The organism is Drouetiella sp. (genome assembly GCF_059504425.1).
Genome location: NZ_JCACIN010000009.1, coordinates 60,371 through 81,046, shown reverse-complemented (window position 1 = coordinate 81,046; position 20,676 = coordinate 60,371). Strand labels below are relative to the sequence as shown.

Genomic DNA, 20,676 nt, shown 5'->3' with positions numbered 1-20,676 from the left:
GCCTGACACTTTTACTGAATAAACTTTTGAGCGACACAACGCTTGTCTACAAACTTGTGGTGCTGAGTTCACCTTTAGTCGGAACTCCCAAATCGACTTCTACGCCTGCCGCCTTGCAATATTGCTCAGCAATTTCATAGGGATCGCCAATCATTCTGACGACGTGATCTTCGATCCAGAGGGCGCGATCGCAAAGTTTGGCAATGCTGGCGATCGAATGCGTCACCAGCAGCAGCGTCACCCCACTTTCTTTGAAGCTCAGCATCTTCTCCTGACACTTCTTCTGAAAACGGATATCGCCAACGCCCAGGATTTCGTCGATCAGCAAAATCTCTGGATCAAGAGAGGCGACGACCGCAAAGCCCAGCCTTGCCAGCATTCCCCTAGAGTAAACCCGAATGGGGCTATCAATGAACTCGCCCAACTCAGCGAAATCAATGATCTCATCCATCTTTTTCATAATTTCGCGCCGAGTCAGACCCATCAGCACGCCATTAAGAATAATGTTTTCTCTGCCCGTCAGCTCCGGATGAAATCCTGCCCCCAGCGCCAGCAGAGGCGAAATTCTGCCTCTCACCACAACCCTGCCGCGTGTGGGTTCTAGAACTCCAGCAATCAGCCCCAGCGCCGTACTCTTTCCGGCGCCATTGTGACCGATAATGCCAAAGTTTTCGCCCTTATACACATCAAACGAGATGTCTCGTAGCGCCTCATACTGAGCATTTTTAATAGAGGCTAAGCTGCGGTGCAGATTAAAGGCAAAGTTCTTGATACCCGTAATCTGCCGATAGAAAGCATAGGACTTGCTAACATTCTGAAAACTAATGACCGGCTCTCTCACTGTCTCTCTCATATAACTTCCGCAAATTTCCAGGAAAGCTTGCGATAGACCCAATATCCGATCGCAAAAAACAGCAGGGCATAACCCAAGCTCACTCCCAAGTTCATAGGATCTAGCTTTCCCTGCAAAATCAGCTCACGCCAGCTCACCATTAGAGGTGCAACAGGATTAAGGTAAAGTGCGTCTCTAAATCGCTTAGGCAGATTTTCCAGGGGGTAGAGAATCGGCGTGATGTAGAAGACAAAGTGGAGAACAATGCCGACTAACCGCTCTAAATCTCTAAGAAAGACATTGAGGGATGCTAGCAGCAGGCTAATACCGTAAACCATGATGAACTGGATGGTCAGTAGAATGGGAAACCCATAAAGCCAGGATAGCGTTGGCGACTTGTGGAATATAAACAGAAACAGCAGGATAACCGGAATAGAAACGATGTAGTGGATTAGATGATTTAGCCCACCTGAGAGCGGCACAATCTGCTTAGGAAAGTTTACTTTCTTAATGATCGACGAGTTTCCGACAAACAGCCCAGTCGATGAGCCTACGGCATTGGTGAACCACTGCCAGGGAAACACGCCCGAAATCAGCACCAGCGGGTAGTCTTCAATCTGAACCCGCATGAAAACCTTGAACGCAATGTAATAGATCAGCGCAGAGGATAGAGGATTGGCGATCGACCACAAATATCCTAAAACCTTGTTGTTGTACCGAACTTTCAGCTCTTTTTGAACTAAAACCAACAAGAGATCTCGATAGCTCTCCCAACTCCTCTCACTGCCATGGTGCTGCACCTTACCTCTCGCAGTTGCCAGCCTGACATCTCCACTTGCCACTCACGCCACTCCTCTGAAATCGTTAATGCTCAACCACTTAATGCTGATTCTGTCTCAAACTCTCCTAGAAACCATCTCTATCGTACTCTACACAGATTTCAGTATTGGTTTTACCCGAAACCCACACATACGCCACAAAGCAAGATAATACTCTACTCTGGCAGGATGCAAAATATGTTGCAGGAGTAGTGCGTGATTGCATAGCTGTATTCACAGCAATTAGGAGGGGGACATTTTTGAGGGCGCGCTCCGCGCGCCCTCAAAAATGTCCTAAACCCAATAATTATGGCTATATGAAGCTGTATGGTCTCACAAAGACAAAGAGACGATCGCTATTTTCTAGAGTTCCAAAGTAATGATCAGCTCACCTTCCTGTTGAACACGAGAGGAGCAGGCAGCTGAGATTTAGAGGATTTCAGGCACGGTAGGGGCAGGCGCAATAGAAGCAGGCGTGGCAGGCGGCATCAAAACCGAGAAAACCGTTGCAGAGTAAAGCATCCAAAACATATTGTTCTGAATCATCAAGCTGCTTTCAGTCAAATTAGCCAAAACCATGTAGGTGAGGTAGAGCATTGGCCATACTGCCTCCGGTCGGGGATTGAGTCGTATCCAGGCGATCGCCCTTACCGCACTCGTCCAAAAACTGAACAGGAAAAGAGTAACTCCTACAGCCCCCAACATCAACCACACATCAAGCAGCCCGTTGTGCGAATCCGGAACTTCCCATCGAGCAGCCTGAGCGATGTAGGCAGACTCGTCGCTAACGCCATTCCAAAAAGCGTTGTAGCCGTACCCCAGCCAAGGACGCTTAGCAATGATTTCCACAACTATGGGCCAAAAATCGGTGCGACCTGTCAGGCTAGGATCTTTGCCCAGCAGATTAAAAAAGGTATCTGAATTAAATATCAGCAACGTGTAGGAGCCGACACTAGCAAAGAAAAGCGCAAACAAGGAAGGAACCAAAAGAGTGTATCGCCATCGAAAAGCGCGATAGATCTGTAGGGCAGCAACCAGAATTAGGGTATTGACGACGGCAGTTGTAGACTCTGCCAAAATCAGTAGAGCCACCGTAACGGCGCAGCTTCCCCACAGCAAAACCCGATATTTAGGAGTATCGATCGCCAACAGCGCAAAAACAATTACCCCAGGCACCATAATTTTGCCAAAGCCATTTTTGTGGAGATGAATGCCTCGGAATGCGCCCGCATGAACACCGCCCATAATGCCGTAATGAGGCGGAACGATCGCAAATAGAATACTCAACACGACAGAAATACCGTACATCCACGCCAAAAGCTGAAGCTGCTCTTTGAGGGTGTACCGGGTTGCGAAATAAAGCCCAAACAGCGTTGTGATCAGTAACGCAATCCAGCTGCTAATAGTTTTTGAGGGAGCTAAAGACCAGGAAAACGAGAAGATAGCAAATCCAAGCAGTAGCCATATCCAGCCGTCTTTTAAGCTAGTATGCAAAACTTTTTTCCAGCGAATAAATAGCAAAAAAAATGTCAGCAGGTAAATGACAAAAAAGATTTGTAGATTTAGAGAGTAATCAAATGAGCTGCTAGAAACGTTATCGCCCTCACTGACTCCTCTACGCAGAATCAGCGGTAGCGCTCCCTGAGAGTAGTGAAACAAGCACAGTACGGTGAGCGCGGGTTCAACCCGGTGTTTGAGCCAATTCATAGCGCGATCGTCCGGATGGATTTACCAAAGCCTCTTGGATTCAGAGTTCCCGGATCAGCCCGAATTAGCAAAGTGAGATCTGCTAAGGTTTGGGGCATATTAATTTCAGATGAAAGGGAGAATTTACATAGCTTTATGGAGTCTCGAGATGCTTTGGATGTGGACTTTAGCCGTTATCGAGAGGCGTTGTGCCGCTCTTGGATACCCGCTCTAGCAGCTTTTGTAACAACCGTGCTTCTGTCAGCCTGGTATACAACGCGGCTCAAACCTCTATACCAAGCAGATGCCAAGTTACTCTTTAAAGCAGACAGAGCTTCTGCCCTAACGGCTCTTACTAAAAATCCGCAGGACGGCGAGGCGCTGAAATCGTTGTTACAGGAGCAAAGTCCCTTGAACTCAGAAATTGAGATTCTGTCTTCTCGACCGTTACTTCAGCAGACGATCGCCAAGCTAAACCTCAAAGCCAACAACGGCAAACCGCTAGATGTTCAAGGACTGGAGGCAAGATTAAACATCAAGATTGTAGGTGCAGCAGATGTCATCCAGATGATCTATCAGGGTGAAGATCCGCAGGAGGCAACCGCAGTCATTAATACTCTGGTCGATCTTTACATTAGAAGCTCTACGCTGGCTGGTCAGTCGGAGACGGTTTCTGCGCGAGAATTCTTAGCCAGTCAGACTCCGCAATCAGAGGCAAACGTGCGATCGGCAGAATCGGCGCTACGGGACTTTAAAGAGCAGAATCAAGTCGTGGCGCTGGACAAAGAGGCAGAGTCAGCCGTGGCGATTTTAGGAAATCTGGATAGTCAAATTTTGTCTACTCGTGCCGAGATGGAAGAGACCTCAGCGCGAACCCTTTCGTTGAGGGATCAGATTGCGTTAGATCCTAGATCGGCGATCGTCGTTAGCGCCCTTAGTCAGTCTCCGGCAATTCAGAGCATACTCACCGACCTTCAGCAGATCCAGCGACAACTTGCCGCCGAACGCTCCCGCTTCAGCGATGCTAGCCCGATCGTCCTGCGTTTAAATGAGCGTGAGGCTTTGTTGCGTAGCCTATTGCAACAGGAAGTGGCGAAAGTAGCGGGCAGTCCAACCTCAGTTCCTGAAGGTCTGCTTCAGATTGGCGAATTGAAGCAAAGCCTAATTACCGCCTTTCTCACTGCTGATGTGCAGCGCTTGAGCCTAGCAAGAAAGCTGGATTCTTTACAGAATTCCAAAGCACAGTACCAACAGCGCGTTTATAGTCTACCTGAGCTAGAGCAAGAACAGCGTGAGCTAGAGCGACGGCTGACTGCGGCTCAAAACACCTACGAGGCACTCCTAGCCCGCCAGGAAGAGCTTCAAGTCAAAGAGCGCCAGGTGGCAAAAAACGTGCGGGTGATTGAACCCGCGATCGTACCCACTCAGCCCTTAGCCAGTAAAAAGATCATGGTTTTGGGGTTAGGCACCGTTGCCGGGGCGTTGCTGGGCTTGACGATCGCCCTAATCTCGGAGTTTCGCAGCACCTATGGCAAGAAAAAGCTGCCCTCCGATCGGAAATTTAGCCCTGAAATAGAGAAGCATGAGGAGAAGTTAGAAATTCCTACAGCGACAAAGCTTGAGCCGTAACACCCGCGACACCACCTGCTAACACCAGCCATGCAGAATTTACCCGATACCGAAAGATTGCTACCAAGCTAAGCAAAGCTAAAGCAACGGTGAATCCATTTATTAAAGCGGCTTGCCCCAATTGCCAGGTCACGACTGCCATCAGCCCTAGCGAAGCGGCATTTACCCCATCCAGAAAACCGCTTGCCCAGGCAGACTGGCGCAATTTGGGCACAAAGGGATTAACCAACGCCACGAAAACGAAGGCAGGGAGAAAGATGCCGAGAGTAGCCGCGATCGCTCCCCCATTTCCCGCCAGCAAATAGCCAATAAAAGTTGCCGTGGTAAACACAGGCCCTGGCGTAATTTGCCCGACTGCAACAGCATCTAGCAACTGCTGAGAGGTGAGCCAGTGCGATCGCTCCACCAGATCTCGCTGGAGGAAGGCAAGTAGCACATAGCCGCTGCCATACAGCACTGAGCCAATTTTGAGAAAAAACAGGAAAACATTAATGCTGCTGGCTGGAGCCACCGTTGGTGGAGCCTGAACTGAAACAGGTAATACGCTAGCAACAGGCAGCAACAGAGCAAAGTTGGCTCTTATTCGATCGCGATTTTTCACGAGCATGACGCTCAATCCTGCCCCTAACAGCAGCAGAATTTCATTAATTTTAAGGAAAGAGCAGAGAATCACCATCACTCCTGCCGCGATCGTCGGCAGATCCTTGAGCGCCGACTTACCCAGTTTCCACAGCGCCTGAATGACGATCGCCATAATCACAGGCTTGATGCCATACAGCAATCCTTCTACTTGAGGTAAAGTTTGATACTGAACATAAATGGCTGCGATCGCCCAAACCATCAGCGTGGCGGGCACAATAAAGCAGAATCCGGCTACTATTAGTCCTTGCCATCCGGCACGTTCATAGCCAATGTGGATCGCTAGCTCAGTTGAGTTGGGCCCCGGAATCAAATTAGTAATTCCCAACAAATCCAGCAGCTTTTCGCGGCTCATCCACTGCCGCCGCTTCACCACCTCATCGTCCATCAGCGCAATATGTGCAGCTGGGCCACCAAAGGCGATCGTGCCCAATTTCAGAAAGACTGGCACTAGCTCTTTGAGCTTCTGACGCTGTAACTTTACGAGTTCAGCAGAGTTAGGAAGGCGATTGTCCTCCATGGTTGCGACCTGTTTGCAGTTTTTACATTCAGAGCTTACCGAAGTTTTGAGCGAGTCTGCTATAGAACTTTAGATTTTGGATTTTGCAACCCTTAAGCATCACTTATGAGTTTTCGGTGAAGCTCAGTGCTAACACTGAGTTAAACACAGTAGACAGGTATAATTAGTGAATTATGTACTTGGGTTACTTGCTTAAGAAATAGCGGGTGAGCCTCTAAGAAAGAGCTTTCTCAAAATCGCTGGGGTGTATGTTATTCAATTCTTTTGAGTTTCTATTCGCATTTTTGCCGGTGGCGCTATTGGGCTTTTTTCTGATCGGTCGAGATCGACAGCCGATCGCTCAACGCCGCGCCATTTTGTGGCTAGTGGTTACTTCTCTGTTTTTCTATGCCTGGTGGAATCCGGCGAATCTGGCGCTGCTAGGCTTTTCAGTCATATTTAATTACTGTTTGTCTCGGCAGTTGGGGCAGGCGGAGCGATCGCCCAGCACCCGTAAGCTGCTGCTGTCTTTCGGAATTTTTGTTGACTTGGCGCTGATTGGCTATTTCAAATACGCCAATTTCTTTGTGGACACGGTGAATCAGACGGCTAGAACAGAGTTTCATCTGGCTAAAATTGCCCTACCGCTAGCGATTTCGTTCTTCACTTTTCAGCAGATCGCCTATTTGGTGGATACTTACCGAGGAACGGCGCAGCGATACAAATTTCTGGAATACACCCTGGTTGTCACCTTTTTCCCGCACCTAATTGCGGGGCCGATCGTTCGGTATCAAGATATCTTGCCGCAGTTTGCTAAAGAATCGGTTTATCGGTTCAGCGGACAGTGTTTTTCCATCGGCTTGACGGTGTTCATGGCAGGGCTATTCAAAAAAATGGTCTTTGCTGACCGCATTTCAGGATTTGCTAACGCTGCATTTGGGGCGGCAGCTCAAGGCGTGTCGCTTACTTTCTCAGAGGCCTGGGCGGGAGCGTTGTCCTACGCACTACAGCTTTATTTCGATTTTTCCGGCTACTCCGACATGGCGATCGGGCTAGCGTATATGTTCGGCATTCGATTTGGCATCAACTTTGACTCGCCTTACAAAGCCATCAGCATCATCGATTTTTGGCGACGCTGGCACATCACCCTTTCCAATTTTCTGCGGGACTATCTATACATTCCCCTGGGCGGCAGTCGCCAAGGCACATTTCGACGGCACCTAAATTTGATGATTACCATGCTGCTAGGCGGACTGTGGCATGGCGCAGGCTGGACGTTTGTGGTCTGGGGCGGGTTGCACGGTGCCTACCTGGTGATTAATCACCAGTGGCGATCGCTTCGGCGCAGCCTAGGGCATGACCTCCACCAAGATCCGGCATGGTTACGAGGTATGGGCTGGCTAACAACATTTCTGGCAGTCGTGATTTCTTGGGTGATTTTTAGGGCGCACAATCTCCAAACGGCAGGGGCAATTTTAGGCGCAATGTTGGGCATGAATGGCTTGGCGCTACCGCAATTTCTGGAGGCAAGACTGGGCTTTCTTCGCAGCGTCGGAGCCACCTTTGACGGGTTTACAGTCAATGTCGGCATTAGCCAGCAGTACGCCGTTTTTGGCATTGCGATTTTGCTGGCAATCGCCTGGTTTACGCCTAATACGCAGCAGTGGATGGGTCGATACAGCCCCACATTAGATCAGCCGATCGCTGCCAATCATCCTGTCTGGTTTGAGCAGTTTTGGCAAAAGTTATCTTGGCATCCCGGCAAAGTTTGGAGCGCGATCGTGGCTTTGTTGACCGCCGTTTCCCTACTTTGCTTCACGCGAGTCAGCGAGTTCCTATATTTCCAGTTCTAATTCTGTCTTCCTAAAAACTATGCACCTCAACTTTTCCACCAAGGCGCTGCTTAGAGGCATTCGACGATCGCAATCACCGCTAGAGAGGCGCGATCGCCCTACACCACCACAGGTTTCTAATCCACAGACTGCTAAATTCGACTTCTGGCTATACTCCATCATTTCGGTAATCATCTTCTCAGGAGCCGGATTATTGAACTGGTTAATTGATCCGCTTTGGTATAGCCATGGGAATCAGTTGACGAACAAAAACTTTGCGTTCAATGAACGGATTTCTAAAACAAATTTATTTTTACGAACCAAAGATTCAGGATACGATTGCCTGATCTTGGGCAGCTCTAGGGCGATCGCGCTCAGAGCCTCTGCCTTCAAAAATCAGCGCTGCTTTAACTACGCCATCAAAGGCGGAAATATCAGAGACTTTATTGCCTATGCCAAGTTTCTAAAAGAGCAGGGTTTGATTCCCAAAACAGTCTATGTTGGCGTAGATGAGTTCAACCTAGTTGCTGGACAAGAAATAGAGAAAGCAGGAGAAGATGCGGAACATATTGCCACTCCTTCTGTCTACCATGCGTTCTTTTCAGCTGATGTTTTTCTGTTCTCGCTGATGACGCTGGCAGGAGTCAGCCCGGATAAGGCTCAGTATTACGATCGCAATTTTGAAGTGGCAGATTTTGAGCATCCGCCACAATATACACCGCAGTTCACCCAAAAGCTTTCTCCTCAGCAGTGCAATTTATCAAAGGTTGGTTTATTTAATCAGCTTAGAAACATATTCCCAGATGCCAAATATGTGGGTTATGTACCACCACGATCGGCTTGGAGTGTTGTGAATGAAACCTACAGCCGCAACCTGACAGACTGTACTCTACAAGGGTTCTATCAGATATCTCAAAGCTATGACGTTTTTTATGACTTTTCAATTCCCTCAGCTGTTACCCAAGAGCCGCGCAACACGTTTGACGGCAGCCACTTCTTTACGCCTACCAACGATCGCATTGCCGCCATTCTTCAGGCTGAAAATCAGGCTTCAGCCTTTGGCATCCAGGTGAATGCATACAAATTTGAAACCTATAAAAAGCGCTACAAAGATCAAATTCAGGCGTTTTTGAAGCAGGAAAATGCACTCGATCGTTGGCAAAACTAGCTCATTTCGGTAGTGGTATTTAGGTAAGGATTTTTTTGTTGCTTGGGCTTTGCCCAAGCAACAAAAAAATCCTTACCCTTTAAGAAATACCCTCATTTCTTGTCCGAATTTGCGCTAAAGCGACCGGGCTGCATATGAGCCGGGAATCCCTTAATCGGCTTGGGCGAGGGCACCTGATAAGTTAGAGCCTTGCTGTTCTGTTTGTGCAATGAGACGATCGCCTCTGCCATTTTGACGGCTGCGGCAACGGAGTCAATCACTGGAATCCCCAGCCGTTTTTCCAGCGCGTGATCTAAGCCGCTCATCCCAGCACAGCCGAGGCAGAGAGCTTCTGCTTTGTCTTGGGCGATCGCCAACCGCCCAATTTGCTCCAGAGCGTCCGTTGTTGCCTCGCGCGCCGTTTCGGTTTCTACCACAGGAATACCCGTCGTGCGAATCGAAACGCACCGATGGGAAAATCCAGTTTTGTAAATAGTTTTCTCAATCATGTCGAGGGTACGGTGCTGGGTGGTGATCACGCCCCATCGTGCCGCAACCATATTGGCAACATACATACTGGCTTCCGCAATACCAATCACAGGCTTTAGGGTAATCTCTCTCGCTGCCTCAACACCGGGATCGCCCCAGCAGGCGATTACAAAAGCATCAAATTCGTCCCCAGATAAAATAATTTCCTCAAGAATTCCAGGAATCGCCAGATACTCGTCATAATAGCTCTCCACCGACTCTGGTCCCGCTTTAGGTTGAGTCGTGACAATTTCTGTGTCTGGAAACCGCGCCGCCTGAGCAGACTGATCGATGCCCTGTGTCATAGACTCAAAGGTATTGCCGTTAATCACTTTAATTCGCATAGATGTCTCTATAAATTGATTGTCTGCAAAGGGTGCCGTGCACCTGTTTGAAACAGTGAACATTACACCCAAGCCATTCTATGAGCCTGACCGAACAAATTCTGTCACAAATGCCAGGAAATCCCTTCGCCGGATTGCGACAAGCCGATCGCCTCTGGCAAGCCTACCGGGAAGCCAAGATTCCCCCGTCTGAAGTGGTTCAAGAAACGTCTGAGCCGCTAGCGATCGACTGGGATGTAGTCATTTGCGGCGGCACGTTAGGAATTCTCATCGGCGCAGCGCTTGCCCAACGCGGCTGGCGGGTGGCAGTTTTGGAGCGCGGCAAGCTACGCGGACGTGACCAGGAATGGAATATCTCGCGGCGAGAGTTACAAGCCTTGGTGGAGCTGGGCTTGCTGACTGAGGCAGAGCTAGAAGGGACGATCGCCACCACCTACAATCCGGGCTATGTTCGCTTTCACGAGGGTATTGAGCTACAGGTCACCGATGTGCTAAATATCGGCGTTGATCCAGTCGAGCTGCTTGACACCCTCAAAACAAAATTCTTGGCTGCCGGAGGGCAGTTGTTTGAAGACACAGCGTTTAAGGGGGCGGTCGTCCATCCCAACGGCGTCACCGTTCAGGTTGCGGAGACACTGTTTACAACCCGCCTTTTACTGGATGCCATGGGTCACTTCTCGCCCGTTACCCAGCAGGCACGACAGGGAAGGTCACCCGATGCCGTCTGTTTAGTCGTCGGCACTTGTGCTCAGGGCTTCCCTGAAAATCCTACAGGCGATCTGTTTGCCACCTTTACGACGGTGCAGAATCAGTGTCAGTATTTTTGGGAGGCGTTTCCGGCGCGGGATGGCAGAACTACCTACCTGTTCACGTATTTAGATGCCCAGCCAGAACGCCCCAGCCTAGAAACCCTATTTGAAAGCTATTTCCAGCTTTTGCCGCAGTATCAGGGGATAGAACTCGATCGCCTCCAATTCCAACGTGCCCTGTTTGGCTTCTTTCCCTGCTACCGTCAGAGTCCGCTAAAGCCCGCCTGGAATCGGATTTTGCCCATTGGCGACAGTAGCGGCAATCAATCACCCCTCAGCTTTGGCGGATTTGGAGCCATGATTCGCCATTTGAAACGGCTAACCGCTGGCATTGATGCGGCGCTGGCTGAAGATTTGCTCGATCGCTCTGCCCTTGCCCTGCTCCATCCCTACCAGCCCAGTTTGGCGGTAACTTGGCTATTTCAGCGATCGATGAGTGTGGGCATTCACCAGAAAGTTGCGCCCAACCAGATTAACGCTCTGCTGTCCGCCGTATTTGAGGAAATGCAGCAGTTGGGCGATCGGGTGCTAAAGCCTTTCCTGCAAGACGTGGTGCAGTTCTCGGCGCTGGCTCAGACGATGCTGCGTGTGGCGATCGCCCATCCCTGCCTGATATTGGCAATCATTCCCCATGTAGGCTTGTTAACGTTACTGACCTGGATGGGGCATTTCCTGGCGCTGGGTTTGTACGCGGCTTTGTGTCCTTTGGCGCTGAGGTTGAAGCCCTGGACTAAGTCACTGCCAACCGCTTGGCAATATTATGGCGATCGCTGGCTGGAGGCATTGCAGTACGGCTCTGGCAATGATTACCCCTAGATGAATAGCTCGGTACGGGCTTGGCAATGCCAAGCCCCTTCATAACTGCATGTGCCTTACAAACTGTTTCAATCGGACTTGAATTTTAGTCCGGTCAGGGATTAAAGTTTTGCGAAAAATACGTCATCGCCAGAGCGATCGAGCCTTCACAAATTTCCAGAAAAACTCCTTGACATGAAGAAAGCACTTTATATGCTGGCAGCATTCAGCGATCGCGACTTCGATTGGTTGATGACAGCGGGTCGAAAGAAATCGGTGGCAGCAGGTAACACGCTGATTCGGGAAGGCGAACCCACCGATGCGCTGTACATTGTCTTGGAAGGTGCTTTGGTAGTCTCTTTGGAAGCGGCAGGCAAGGAGATTGCTAAGCTAGGCAGCGGCGAGGTAGTGGGAGAAATGTCATTTGTCGATTCCCGCAATCCTTCGGCTACCGTCAAATCAGCGATCGATTCTCTGGTCTGGGTAATTCCGCGATCGCAGCTTGCCACCAAGCTTTCCCAAGATCGAGACTTTGCCAGCCACTTTTACCATGCGATCGCGGTGTTTCTGTCCGACCGATTGCGCGATACGATGAATCCGCAGGGCGATCGAAACAGCTCTGATGACATGAGTCCGCAAATTGCCAAGAATATTGAACTCGCCGAGGCGCGGCTGGGCTGGCTGCTCAGTCGTCTGAAGCAAACTTTCTAGCCTCCTCATTACTCGCAAGCATGAATTTTTCTCTAGGATCTTCTCTGGCACGGCAGCGCTTCTATCAAGAAATTCATCAGCCCCCTGACCAGATTGATCTGGCAAAAGCAGCCCTATATCTGGCGCAAGAGGAATACCCGGATCTGGATGTCGAGGAGTATCTGAGCGCCTTGGATGCCATGGCGGTAGAAGTGCGGGAACGTCTGCCCAGAGAGCCATATCCGCTGCGTATCATCCAAACCCTGAATCGCTATTTCTACGAAGATCTGCAATTTCGAGGCAATACCGAACGCTATGACGACCCGCGCAACAGTTATCTAAATGAAGTAATCGATCGCCGTACAGGCATTCCGATTACGCTATCCCTAGTGTATTTAGAAGTTGCGGGTCGAATTGATTTCCCCATGGTAGGGGTAGGAATGCCGGGGCACTTTCTCGTCCGGCCGATCGGCGACGACATGCAAATTTTTGTAGACCCGTTTCATCAGGGCGAGGTGCTGTTTGCGGAAGACTGTCAGGAGCGGCTTAGCCAAGTCTACGGCAGACCGATGGCGCTCCGCCCCGAATTTTTGGAGGCAGTTAGCCCACACTATTTTTTGGCGCGGATGCTGACTAACCTAAAAGGGGTCTACCTGAAGCAGGAAGATTGGTCAAGGGCGATCGCCGCCATCGATCGGATCTTGCTGCTGCTACCCCATTCCTGGATGGAGCAACGGGATCGTGGTTTACTCTACTATCAGCTCGGACGCTGGGCAGAGGCACAACAGGATTTGGAACACTACCTGATTTGTGCGCCCTCCATGGTGTCAGATGCTCCCAGGATTCGAGATCTGCTAAAACGGATAGATGAAAATAAGAAGGGATAGTTCGCTACAAGTAGCGTTATTTAATACTTAACGCCAATCTCAACGCTATTAGTAGCATAATCTTGAAATCTGTTCTACACTTAACCTGACAATTCACGCTCTATCTGGGTCGTAAGTGACCCATTTGACCTGATCTCTTACTTTTCTTAGGTTATTTTGCTTAAGATAGGCGGAGATTAGGTCAATTCCTCATCTGTACTCCTAATGGCGAATTCTTCCGAACGGACATCTGTCGATCGCTTGCATAAATGGTCAAGTCCTAGCGCCTCAGGTCATGAAGTACTAAATCAGGCGGTTTTGAGACGATCGACCCCAGGCAGTCCCATAGACTACGTTGCCATCAAAGGTCTAACTTCCTGGCTGCTTTGGGGAATTGCCCGTAGCGCCTACGGAGCTATGCGCTTGCTAGAAGGAACTCCCGCTCGAATCTTGCAGTCTGACGAGAGCTGGCAAACTGGAATTTTGCGCCTAGTCGCTCAGTTACAGGTCAAGACTCCGACGCTGTCTGACAAGTTCGATTTAGTCACACAGCAACCCCTATCAGAACTTTTGACAGACGATCGCCTGATTCAGCTCGGCGATTCTACCCTCTATCCCCAGCCGACAACGATCGCTGAGGCAGTTAATTTATTAAGTCGGCAAATTCAGATCACGACACTTGCTCTAATGCCTTTTCTGGAAGGCACCCAGACTGAATTATTGATTCCTCAGCAGCCTTGGCAACCCGCCACGCTTCACCTCAGCCTGGGGTTTGAGTTCACGACAGCGCCAACGCCTCCGGCAACCCCGGCTCAGCCCAGCCTCAAATTTACGGACGCAGCCTGGATTGAGCAGTATCGAGGGGCGATCGCTCCCCCAGTTTCAGGAATAGAGACAGCCGACGATCGCCTCCACACTGACCTGACCCTGACCAGCCGCAATTTTCTTCAGCCAGAATGGCAAACGGACGAGCTGGCGTTGCGGCTGCTCTGGTGCTTTAGCCACAGTTCTTACGAAGTGATGCAGCTGATGAGCGGCATTTCTGTGACCTTGCTCCAACCCGATCGCCCGTGGGAAATGGGAATCCTGCGTCTGTGGATTGGCTTGACGGTGCAAACGCCAGAACTAGACTGGAGCTTGGATTTGATGACAGGGCATGAGATTGGAGGCTTCTCTACCATTGAGCTACCTGAGATTGCGCCTACGGTGGTTGAGCTGAATAGCGTGGTGCGATCGCCCGATCTGTTCTGGCTTCAACAGCCCGCGTTGCTGGAAACTTTGGAGGCTCAGGTGCAGCAGCACATCGCCCAAACCACGCCTGAGCTACTGCTATTACTGCAAGGTACGGAGGTTGACCTGATAGACCAAGACGGTGAATGGCAGTCGGGATGGATGCGGCTAAGCATCAGCTTTGAATTTATGGCTAACCTGTAAGCTACCTAATGACTTAGCGACGCAATTCGTCTGAGAAACGATCGCCTTTCGACAAATCACCAAAGCTTTATCGATATCGCGCACCTTGATCGCCCGGAGCGCCGTCAGGATCGATCGGATTAAGACGACTTCATCATCGGAGAGTGTGACCATAAGTAAGTTTCCTTGGTTCCTGCCTTAGATTGATTGGACTTGATAGCTAATATACGTCATTGTGGCAGTTGCCACAATACGGTAGATGAAACATTTTGCAGCTGTGATCAGAGAGAATAACTGAGATCAATACAGGTGCCCCCAGTGGCTGCGAAGAAAAGGAAGCCAGAAATTAGAGTCTTTGTTGAGGAGGATTTAGATCGTCTCCTCAAGGCACTGGCAGGTATCAGAGACACCTCATTGAGCGGCTTAGTTAATGAGGCAATCGAGTTCTACATCAACCATAATGCTGACGTGCAAAACCTCATTGAGCGGTTTAATCTGGAAGACTTGAGTAATTTGGAAGAATGAGGGCGATCGAGCTATGGATACATCGAGTGGTAGAACAATCGCTCACATGGTAGTAACGATCGCTTGTATTTGTCCGAAGCTCACAATTGAGAGCCATCTCAAAGCAGGGCTTACTCGAAGCACTAGCCGAAAATCTGACGGATTTTTGGGTAATAGCAGGACAGATAACCGCCTCATAAACTGAGTCTGACAAGCTATGCTGAGCATAGAGTTCATGCGATCGGATGTCAGGGGTTTTCAATGGCTTGCTGAATGCAGAAAACTTGCTAGATGTAGAAAAGGTGATAGCTTTATGATTCCTCTATTACAGAAGCCGCTTTTGGTTGGCGGATTAGGTTTAACAGCCGGAGTTTGGTTGCTGGGTAGTCTAGATCCCCATATGATTGGCATGGGTAGCAGCGCTGTATGGAGTGCTGTCGCTCTAGGTTCGGGTCTATGGTGGCTTAACCAAAAGCGTAGGGTCGAGCGTCCCCTACTGTCCTTTACGCCTGTCGATCGCACGGCAGTAGAAAAGGCATTGGCGGAAGTAGAGGTGCAAATCAACCATCTCTCCACCGAGCTGAATGCCAGTCTGCCTGAGACAGCCGTTCTCATCGTGAACTTGCGCCAACAGCTAGCGGCTCTGGCAACTGAACTAGAGCGCAAAAGCATCCGCCTTGCTTTCTTAGGAGAGCGATCGGTCGGCAAAACAACGCTGACTCAGCTTTTGAGCGATAGCTCCATTAGTGTTCAAAAAACTAGCATTCAATCAACAGCTTCAGCCTTAGATCAGCCAGAGTTCTATAGCGCTGATTCTGCTGTAGCAGATGCTGAGAATGCTGATCTAGTTATGTTCCTAACAACGGGTGACATCACCGACTCTGAGTTTCAAACCCTCAAGAAGCTACTCGTTAAAAATCACCGGATTTTGCTGCTGTTTAACAAGCAAGACCAGTATTTGATCGCCGACCGCCCCGTTATTCTTCAGCAAATCCGCGATCGGATGGCAGGTCTGCTGGCTACAGAAGACATTATGGCGATCGCTGCTCAGCCCGTCCCGATTAAAGTCCGCAAGCATCAGCCCGATGGAACCTTTGAAGAGCGATTTGAGCAACCTGCCCCTGATGTTGCCATTCTTCAACAGCGGCTTCAGCAAGTCTTGACCCAAGAATCGCAACAGCTCATCTTGGCAACCGTCAAGCGGCAGGCTCAAGCCTTGAGTGCTGTCGTTCAAACTGAACTCAATCAAGTTCGCCGCCAGCGCGCTTTACCCATTATCGAGCAATACCAATGGGTTGCTGCGGGTGCTGCTTTTGCAAACCCTGTTCCCAGTCTCGACCTACTCGCTACTGCCACAATCAATGCCCAGCTTGTGGTTGACCTTGGCGCAATCTATCAGCAACAGTTCTCTTTGGATCAGGCAAAAACCGTCATGGGCAATCTAGCTAGCCAGATGGTGAAGCTGGGTCTAGTGGAAATGGCGAGTCAGGCGATCGCACCTCTCCTCAAGAGTCATGCTCTTACCTATGTTGCCGGAGGTACGCTCCAAGGAACCAGCGCAGCCTATCTGACTCGAATTGCAGGGCTGAGCCTAGTTGAATACTTTGAAGAACAGAGCCTTGACCCCGCTTTAGAACCTAACTTCAAGGTCGATCGCATGCTGCAAAAAATCAAAGCCGTTTTCGATGCCAATCAGCGATCAGAATTTCTGCACTCGCTCGTTAAGCAAAGCTTGGGTCGATTTGCTCCAAGTCCTCTAGTCCCAGCTACCACTCCTACTGTCTAGGACCCGCAAGGCCAAGACAAACTTAAGCAGGTTAATGAGAAGAGGCTCTTTCTCAGAAAGAGCCTCTTCTTTATTTGTATAGCTGTATTCATCTGGGTTAGGACGGGGACATTTTGGGTGGCGCGCTCCGCACACCACCCAAAATGTCCTAAAGAAATTGAATACGGCTATAAAAATCTCTAAAAATATTAATTATTGATGCAATTCATATCTAAGGGAGGGCATTCTTTGGTAGAAGTTCACCTAGATTTGAAATCATTGACAAGTTATTAAGGAGAAATTTTGGTGTATACCCCAGCTTTACTTGCCGCTGTTCCTAACACTCTGGAGTGGTCTCCCACAGTCGGTTTTATCATGATTGCTTGCAATATTCTGGCGATCGCCATTGGCAAGCTAACCATTCAAAAACCTAGTGAAGGACCTGCTTTACCTTCATCTAATCTATTTGGCGGGTTAAGTTTGGGCGCTCTATTGGGAACCACATCTCTTGGGCATGTTCTAGGAGCTGGAGTGATTTTGGGACTATCTAATTTAGGTGTCATCTAGGGAGATCTAGCCATATTATCGCGGTCTGTGCACTCTAGTATGGCGCGCAGACCTTCCAAACCTTTGAATAGGTTAACGAGCAGCTACCCAGCACGCTGCAAATCTGACCGAGAGATAATGCCACTCTCTAAGGAGTTACTAAACACAGCGATCTACTATGTAGAGTGCTGTGTCTCTCTGGGTCACAATTCTGCAACAACCCTTTGGCTATTGCCAACTTATTTGAACTTGTGTTAAGTTTATTTACACAAGGTTGATTTTAAGCGAGGCATAAGCAGTCATGGAAAACCAGCAAACTAAATTTGGCTTCACTCAGTTCGCTGAAACCTGGAACGGTCGTTTGGCAATGATGGGGTTTGTGATTGGTCTGGCTACAGAATTTTTGACAGGTCAAGGGATTCTTTCTCAAATTGGCCTAATGTAGAACGTAGAGCCTGGTAGCTCGGTTTGAATATCAATTTTAAGTGGGGATGCAGTACATGCGTCCCCATTTGTAGCGATAGCGAGATTCTCCACAACTCCAGTGCTCAAGAGTCTGGTATGTTTGGCAAAAGTCAAGGTACATTCGCCACTTTTGTGATTAAGATTAAGCAAACAATTGGGTCAGGTCGCTTCGTGCCCTGACCCAATTGTTTGCTTAAGTGAACTAGGGAAGAAAGCCTAAGAAATATCGCCTCCAGATTCCTCAGATTGCCAGCCGCGCTGTCGTACAGCCCTTCGCTCATTTTGGCTGCTTTCTCGTTCTCTTGGCTTCATAGCTAGAGTCGCAATCCCGCCACATGCCAAAATATAAATGGGGTTGATCATAGCGTTAAGGATGCAGTCCACCATGTACAACGTGATAATCACTGCCAGCGCTGCTGCTGATGCAACCTTGCGATTAAACCATAGGCTAGCAGGATAGCGCGTTGAGAAGAGTGCAATGACAGGCGAAAGCATTGAGGCAAAGCAGCTTATCAATCCAACTATACCGAACTGACCCAAGGCAATAACCCATAGACTATCCTGAACAGTCATACCGCCAAACTCATCAATAACGACTCTTGATCGGCTCCAGCCGCCCCAGCCAAAAATGAATCTTTCTCTGGCGTGATCTACCAAGATTTCCTCATTGTTCAATCTGAATATGTAAGATTGAATTCGATCAGGCGGAAATATATCAGACAAATAGGCAACAAGCTGATCAGAAGAATAGGTTTCAGTCCCAGCGTTGACGTAAAGGTAAACGCCCATGCCTATCATCAGGAGAAAGACGGGCAGCGCTGTACGAAATTGCTTGGCGATAAACAAGGTACCAACGCCGACAATAAATAAGGTATAGGCTCCATAGGACTTGAGCAAAGCAAAGGTGATGATTAAAATCCATACTAGCCAGGAAATGGGAATATTCCAGACTTGCTTAACCACGCCAGACTGCCAAAACCAAATGCCAATCAAAGTAGCTGCCATCATGAAGGCTGACAGCATTAGCCCTGATTCCATAAATACGTTGGGTCTATAGCCTCCATCTCGAATCATTTGAGCGAAAGAGTGAGGAAAATCTCCATAGACAATCCTGTGTAGCTGAGGACTAATTCTCACCTCAATTAGGCACAGGGGAACGTATACCAGCCCACCTATGAAGATTCCCATTGCTAGCTGCTTCAGCCCATCCAGAGTGTTGAAGTAGATGCGTCCTAGGAAATAGGGTACACCCCAACTCATTGTTTGGTCTAGAAGGGTTGAAAAGCCGTCATAAGGACCCAAGTCGTTGGTTATGGATGAGATGAATGGACAAAAACACCAAATTGCCATGGGTACATCTACCCAGCCAAATTTGAATGTGCGAAAGCGTCCAACATCAAAAATAAAGGTAGCTAGCAGAATGCCGTAGCAGGTTGCTGATATTTTGTCATAGTCTGGGATGCTAGGCAGTGTAAGGCTAGCCTGAGGCAAAAACAGCCACGCTCCTAAGAAGCTAGCAACAACTGCTTTTCTGGCAGGAAACCGTGAAAATAGGTAAAGAACGACTGGAATCCAGAGAAACATAACTATGGGAACGGTGATCGCCGCATACCCTGCTGGATTATTAGGCAATGTAAATCCCATAGTGACCTCTTTTTCACAGTTAAGTTGGTTTAAGCTTCATGTCAGGCACTGGGTTGCAAACCTGCTATCGTTTCAAAAGTAAATTTCAAAAATCAACAGCCGATCGACAACATTACTCGCAACAGGCTACCTGTCTTTAAGCAAAGCACTGGATAAAATTTCTGAGCTATGAATCCAGGGTTCACTCAGATCGCGGCAATTAATCCTTGGCAATGATGGGAAGCAGCTTCTTAATCGATGACTTGACTCGAGCGCCAATTGGCTCTTTCTCAATGTTGATTGTTTCACCAGGTCGAGCACGGAATAAAGTTGAGTGTCCAGCCCCCCCTTTACGAATTTCTGAAGCGGGTCTGCCGTTACTGTAATAGTAAAGCGCCAGAGACTTACGAGTTTCGCCTTCAGGGCAGGTTAGTGGCTCAGGGTGACCGTGGAACGAAAAATCGGTTGTAGTAAAGACCACGCATCGATTGAAGATAGGAAGGATTTTTTTGCTGCACTGAGTTACTTCTTTGTCCCACAGCTCTAAATATCCACCATACTCTTCTTCCCAATCTTTGTTGAGATAAATTAGCAGATTGAGGCGGCGATCGAGGCGCAGTCGCTCATGGCGGTTGAAGTCAACATGCATTTTCAAGAAGCCACCTGGCTCGATTTGATGTAAACCACCCCCAACGAAATGAGGATCAGGAATCAGTCCATCAACGCCAGTCAAGCGCTCTAGAAAGGTAATAAATGTGGAGGAATTAAGCTGGTACAGCAAAAAGCGAGTCATTTCTCCCATCTGGAGTTCTGACTTGGAAGCCAGTTTTTTCTCAGCCGCCGCATCAAATTTCTGCCATTCGATCGCCCCAGCTTTAGGAAATTCTTCAAGAATTGAATCCAGTAGGGTTTCCGGTAGAAAATTGTCAATCACCGCATGGGGAAAGGGTTTAGCGCTCTGATAGTCGTCCCGATATTTTTCAGCGAGGTTGCTCAGGTAATCTGAGTCGAGGTAGTACGTTGAACTTAGCTTCATATTTTTCTCCTAGTACACTTCTTTCATCACTCTTAGGGACTGATTAGCAGAATCAGAAGTATCCTAATTTACAACTTACTGATAAGTAGAGGATATCAAAGTCCTTTTCATCTCCTAGGTCAAAATTTGTTGCCTTTACGAAAACTTTGCTAGACACACAAAAAATTCAGTTTTGTCTAAAGTTGTGGCTAGGTTCAAGCTAGTGGATTC

19 protein-coding genes are annotated in these 20,676 nt (G+C 48.8%); 11 read left to right on the top strand and 8 right to left on the bottom strand.

Annotated elements, in window-relative coordinates; all coding sequences use genetic code 11:
• Window positions 1–46 precede the first annotated feature (46 nt).
• From AC5JMP_RS02215 to AC5JMP_RS02205, 3 genes are all read right to left on the bottom strand, one after another.
• Window positions 47–841: an ABC transporter ATP-binding protein gene (locus AC5JMP_RS02215; protein WP_495849792.1), complete on the bottom strand. Its 795-nt coding sequence runs from the start codon at window positions 839–841 to the stop codon at window positions 47–49.
• 8 nt (window positions 842–849) lie between these two features.
• Entirely contained in the window at window positions 850–1,674 is an 825-nt protein-coding gene (locus AC5JMP_RS02210; RefSeq protein ID WP_495849791.1) for an ABC transporter permease, read from the bottom strand.
• A 405-nt stretch (window positions 1,675–2,079) separates the two neighbouring features.
• Window positions 2,080–3,357 (bottom strand): O-antigen ligase family protein, encoded by a 1,278-nt coding sequence (locus AC5JMP_RS02205; RefSeq protein WP_495849790.1) that lies wholly within the window; start codon window positions 3,355–3,357, stop codon window positions 2,080–2,082.
• A gap of 135 nt (window positions 3,358–3,492) precedes the next feature.
• On the opposite strand from AC5JMP_RS02205, the gene AC5JMP_RS02200 reads away from it, so the two are divergent.
• Window positions 3,493–4,965, top strand: a complete 1,473-nt coding sequence (locus AC5JMP_RS02200) for a GumC family protein (RefSeq protein WP_495849789.1) — start codon at window positions 3,493–3,495, stop codon at window positions 4,963–4,965.
• Here the strand turns inward: AC5JMP_RS02200 and chrA are convergent.
• Entirely contained in the window at window positions 4,940–6,124 is a 1,185-nt protein-coding gene (gene chrA / locus AC5JMP_RS02195) for a chromate efflux transporter (RefSeq protein WP_495849788.1), read from the bottom strand. The two genes, AC5JMP_RS02200 and chrA, sit on opposite strands and share 26 nt — an antisense overlap.
• A 248-nt stretch (window positions 6,125–6,372) precedes the next feature.
• Here chrA and AC5JMP_RS02190 point away from each other — a divergent pair, with 248 nt between their 5' ends.
• The gene (locus AC5JMP_RS02190) at window positions 6,373–7,956 is read left to right on the top strand and encodes an MBOAT family O-acyltransferase (RefSeq protein WP_495849787.1); all 1,584 of its coding nucleotides are present in this window, start codon (window positions 6,373–6,375) and stop codon (window positions 7,954–7,956) included.
• 19 nt (window positions 7,957–7,975) lie between these two features.
• Entirely contained in the window at window positions 7,976–9,103 is a 1,128-nt protein-coding gene (locus AC5JMP_RS02185) for a hypothetical protein (RefSeq protein WP_495849786.1), read from the top strand.
• A 92-nt stretch (window positions 9,104–9,195) separates the two neighbouring features.
• On the opposite strand, the gene AC5JMP_RS02180 is transcribed toward AC5JMP_RS02185, so the two are convergent.
• Entirely contained in the window at window positions 9,196–9,954 is a 759-nt protein-coding gene (locus tag AC5JMP_RS02180) for an aspartate/glutamate racemase family protein (RefSeq protein ID WP_495849785.1), read from the bottom strand.
• A gap of 80 nt (window positions 9,955–10,034) precedes the next feature.
• On the opposite strand from AC5JMP_RS02180, the gene AC5JMP_RS02175 reads away from it, so the two are divergent.
• From AC5JMP_RS02175 to AC5JMP_RS02160, 4 genes are all read left to right on the top strand, one after another.
• Window positions 10,035–11,579 carry an FAD-dependent oxidoreductase gene (locus tag AC5JMP_RS02175; RefSeq protein WP_495849784.1) on the top strand — a complete coding sequence of 515 codons (1,545 nt, stop codon included), beginning with the start codon at window positions 10,035–10,037 and terminating at the stop codon, window positions 11,577–11,579.
• 174 nt (window positions 11,580–11,753) lie between these two features.
• Window positions 11,754–12,269, top strand: coding sequence for a cyclic nucleotide-binding domain-containing protein (locus AC5JMP_RS02170; protein ID WP_495849783.1), 516 nt, complete (start codon window positions 11,754–11,756; stop codon window positions 12,267–12,269).
• 20 nt (window positions 12,270–12,289) lie between these two features.
• Complete coding sequence (locus tag AC5JMP_RS02165) at window positions 12,290–13,135, top strand: SirB1 family protein (protein WP_495849782.1); 846 nt, start codon at window positions 12,290–12,292, stop codon at window positions 13,133–13,135.
• 204 nt (window positions 13,136–13,339) lie between these two features.
• On the top strand, window positions 13,340–14,548 hold the full coding sequence (locus AC5JMP_RS02160) for a hypothetical protein (RefSeq protein ID WP_495849781.1): 1,209 nt from the start codon (window positions 13,340–13,342) through the stop codon (window positions 14,546–14,548).
• Here AC5JMP_RS02160 and AC5JMP_RS02155 read toward each other — a convergent pair.
• Entirely contained in the window at window positions 14,513–14,701 is a 189-nt protein-coding gene (locus tag AC5JMP_RS02155; protein WP_495849780.1) for a hypothetical protein, read from the bottom strand. The genes AC5JMP_RS02160 and AC5JMP_RS02155 overlap by 36 nt on opposite strands.
• 144 nt (window positions 14,702–14,845) lie before the next feature.
• On the opposite strand from AC5JMP_RS02155, the gene AC5JMP_RS02150 reads away from it, so the two are divergent.
• From AC5JMP_RS02150 to AC5JMP_RS02135, 4 genes are all read left to right on the top strand, one after another.
• On the top strand, window positions 14,846–15,052 hold the full coding sequence (locus tag AC5JMP_RS02150) for a hypothetical protein (RefSeq protein ID WP_495849779.1): 207 nt from the start codon (window positions 14,846–14,848) through the stop codon (window positions 15,050–15,052).
• 292 nt (window positions 15,053–15,344) lie between these two features.
• Window positions 15,345–16,817 carry a slr1306 family protein gene (locus tag AC5JMP_RS02145; RefSeq protein WP_495849778.1) on the top strand — a complete coding sequence of 491 codons (1,473 nt, stop codon included), beginning with the start codon at window positions 15,345–15,347 and terminating at the stop codon, window positions 16,815–16,817.
• Window positions 16,818–17,102: 285 nt separating this feature from the next.
• Entirely contained in the window at window positions 17,103–17,363 is a 261-nt protein-coding gene (gene psaK, locus AC5JMP_RS02140) for a photosystem I reaction center subunit PsaK (protein ID WP_495849777.1), read from the top strand.
• Window positions 17,364–17,643: 280 nt separating this feature from the next.
• Entirely contained in the window at window positions 17,644–17,787 is a 144-nt protein-coding gene (locus AC5JMP_RS02135) for a high light inducible protein (protein ID WP_495849776.1), read from the top strand.
• Window positions 17,788–18,023: 236 nt separating this feature from the next.
• On the opposite strand, the gene AC5JMP_RS02130 is transcribed toward AC5JMP_RS02135, so the two are convergent.
• Window positions 18,024–19,451, bottom strand: a complete 1,428-nt coding sequence (locus AC5JMP_RS02130; protein WP_495849775.1) for an O-antigen ligase family protein — start codon at window positions 19,449–19,451, stop codon at window positions 18,024–18,026.
• Between the two features lie 199 nt (window positions 19,452–19,650).
• Window positions 19,651–20,466, bottom strand: a complete 816-nt coding sequence (locus tag AC5JMP_RS02125; RefSeq protein ID WP_495849774.1) for a 2OG-Fe(II) oxygenase — start codon at window positions 20,464–20,466, stop codon at window positions 19,651–19,653.
• Window positions 20,467–20,676: the final 210 nt, after the last annotated feature.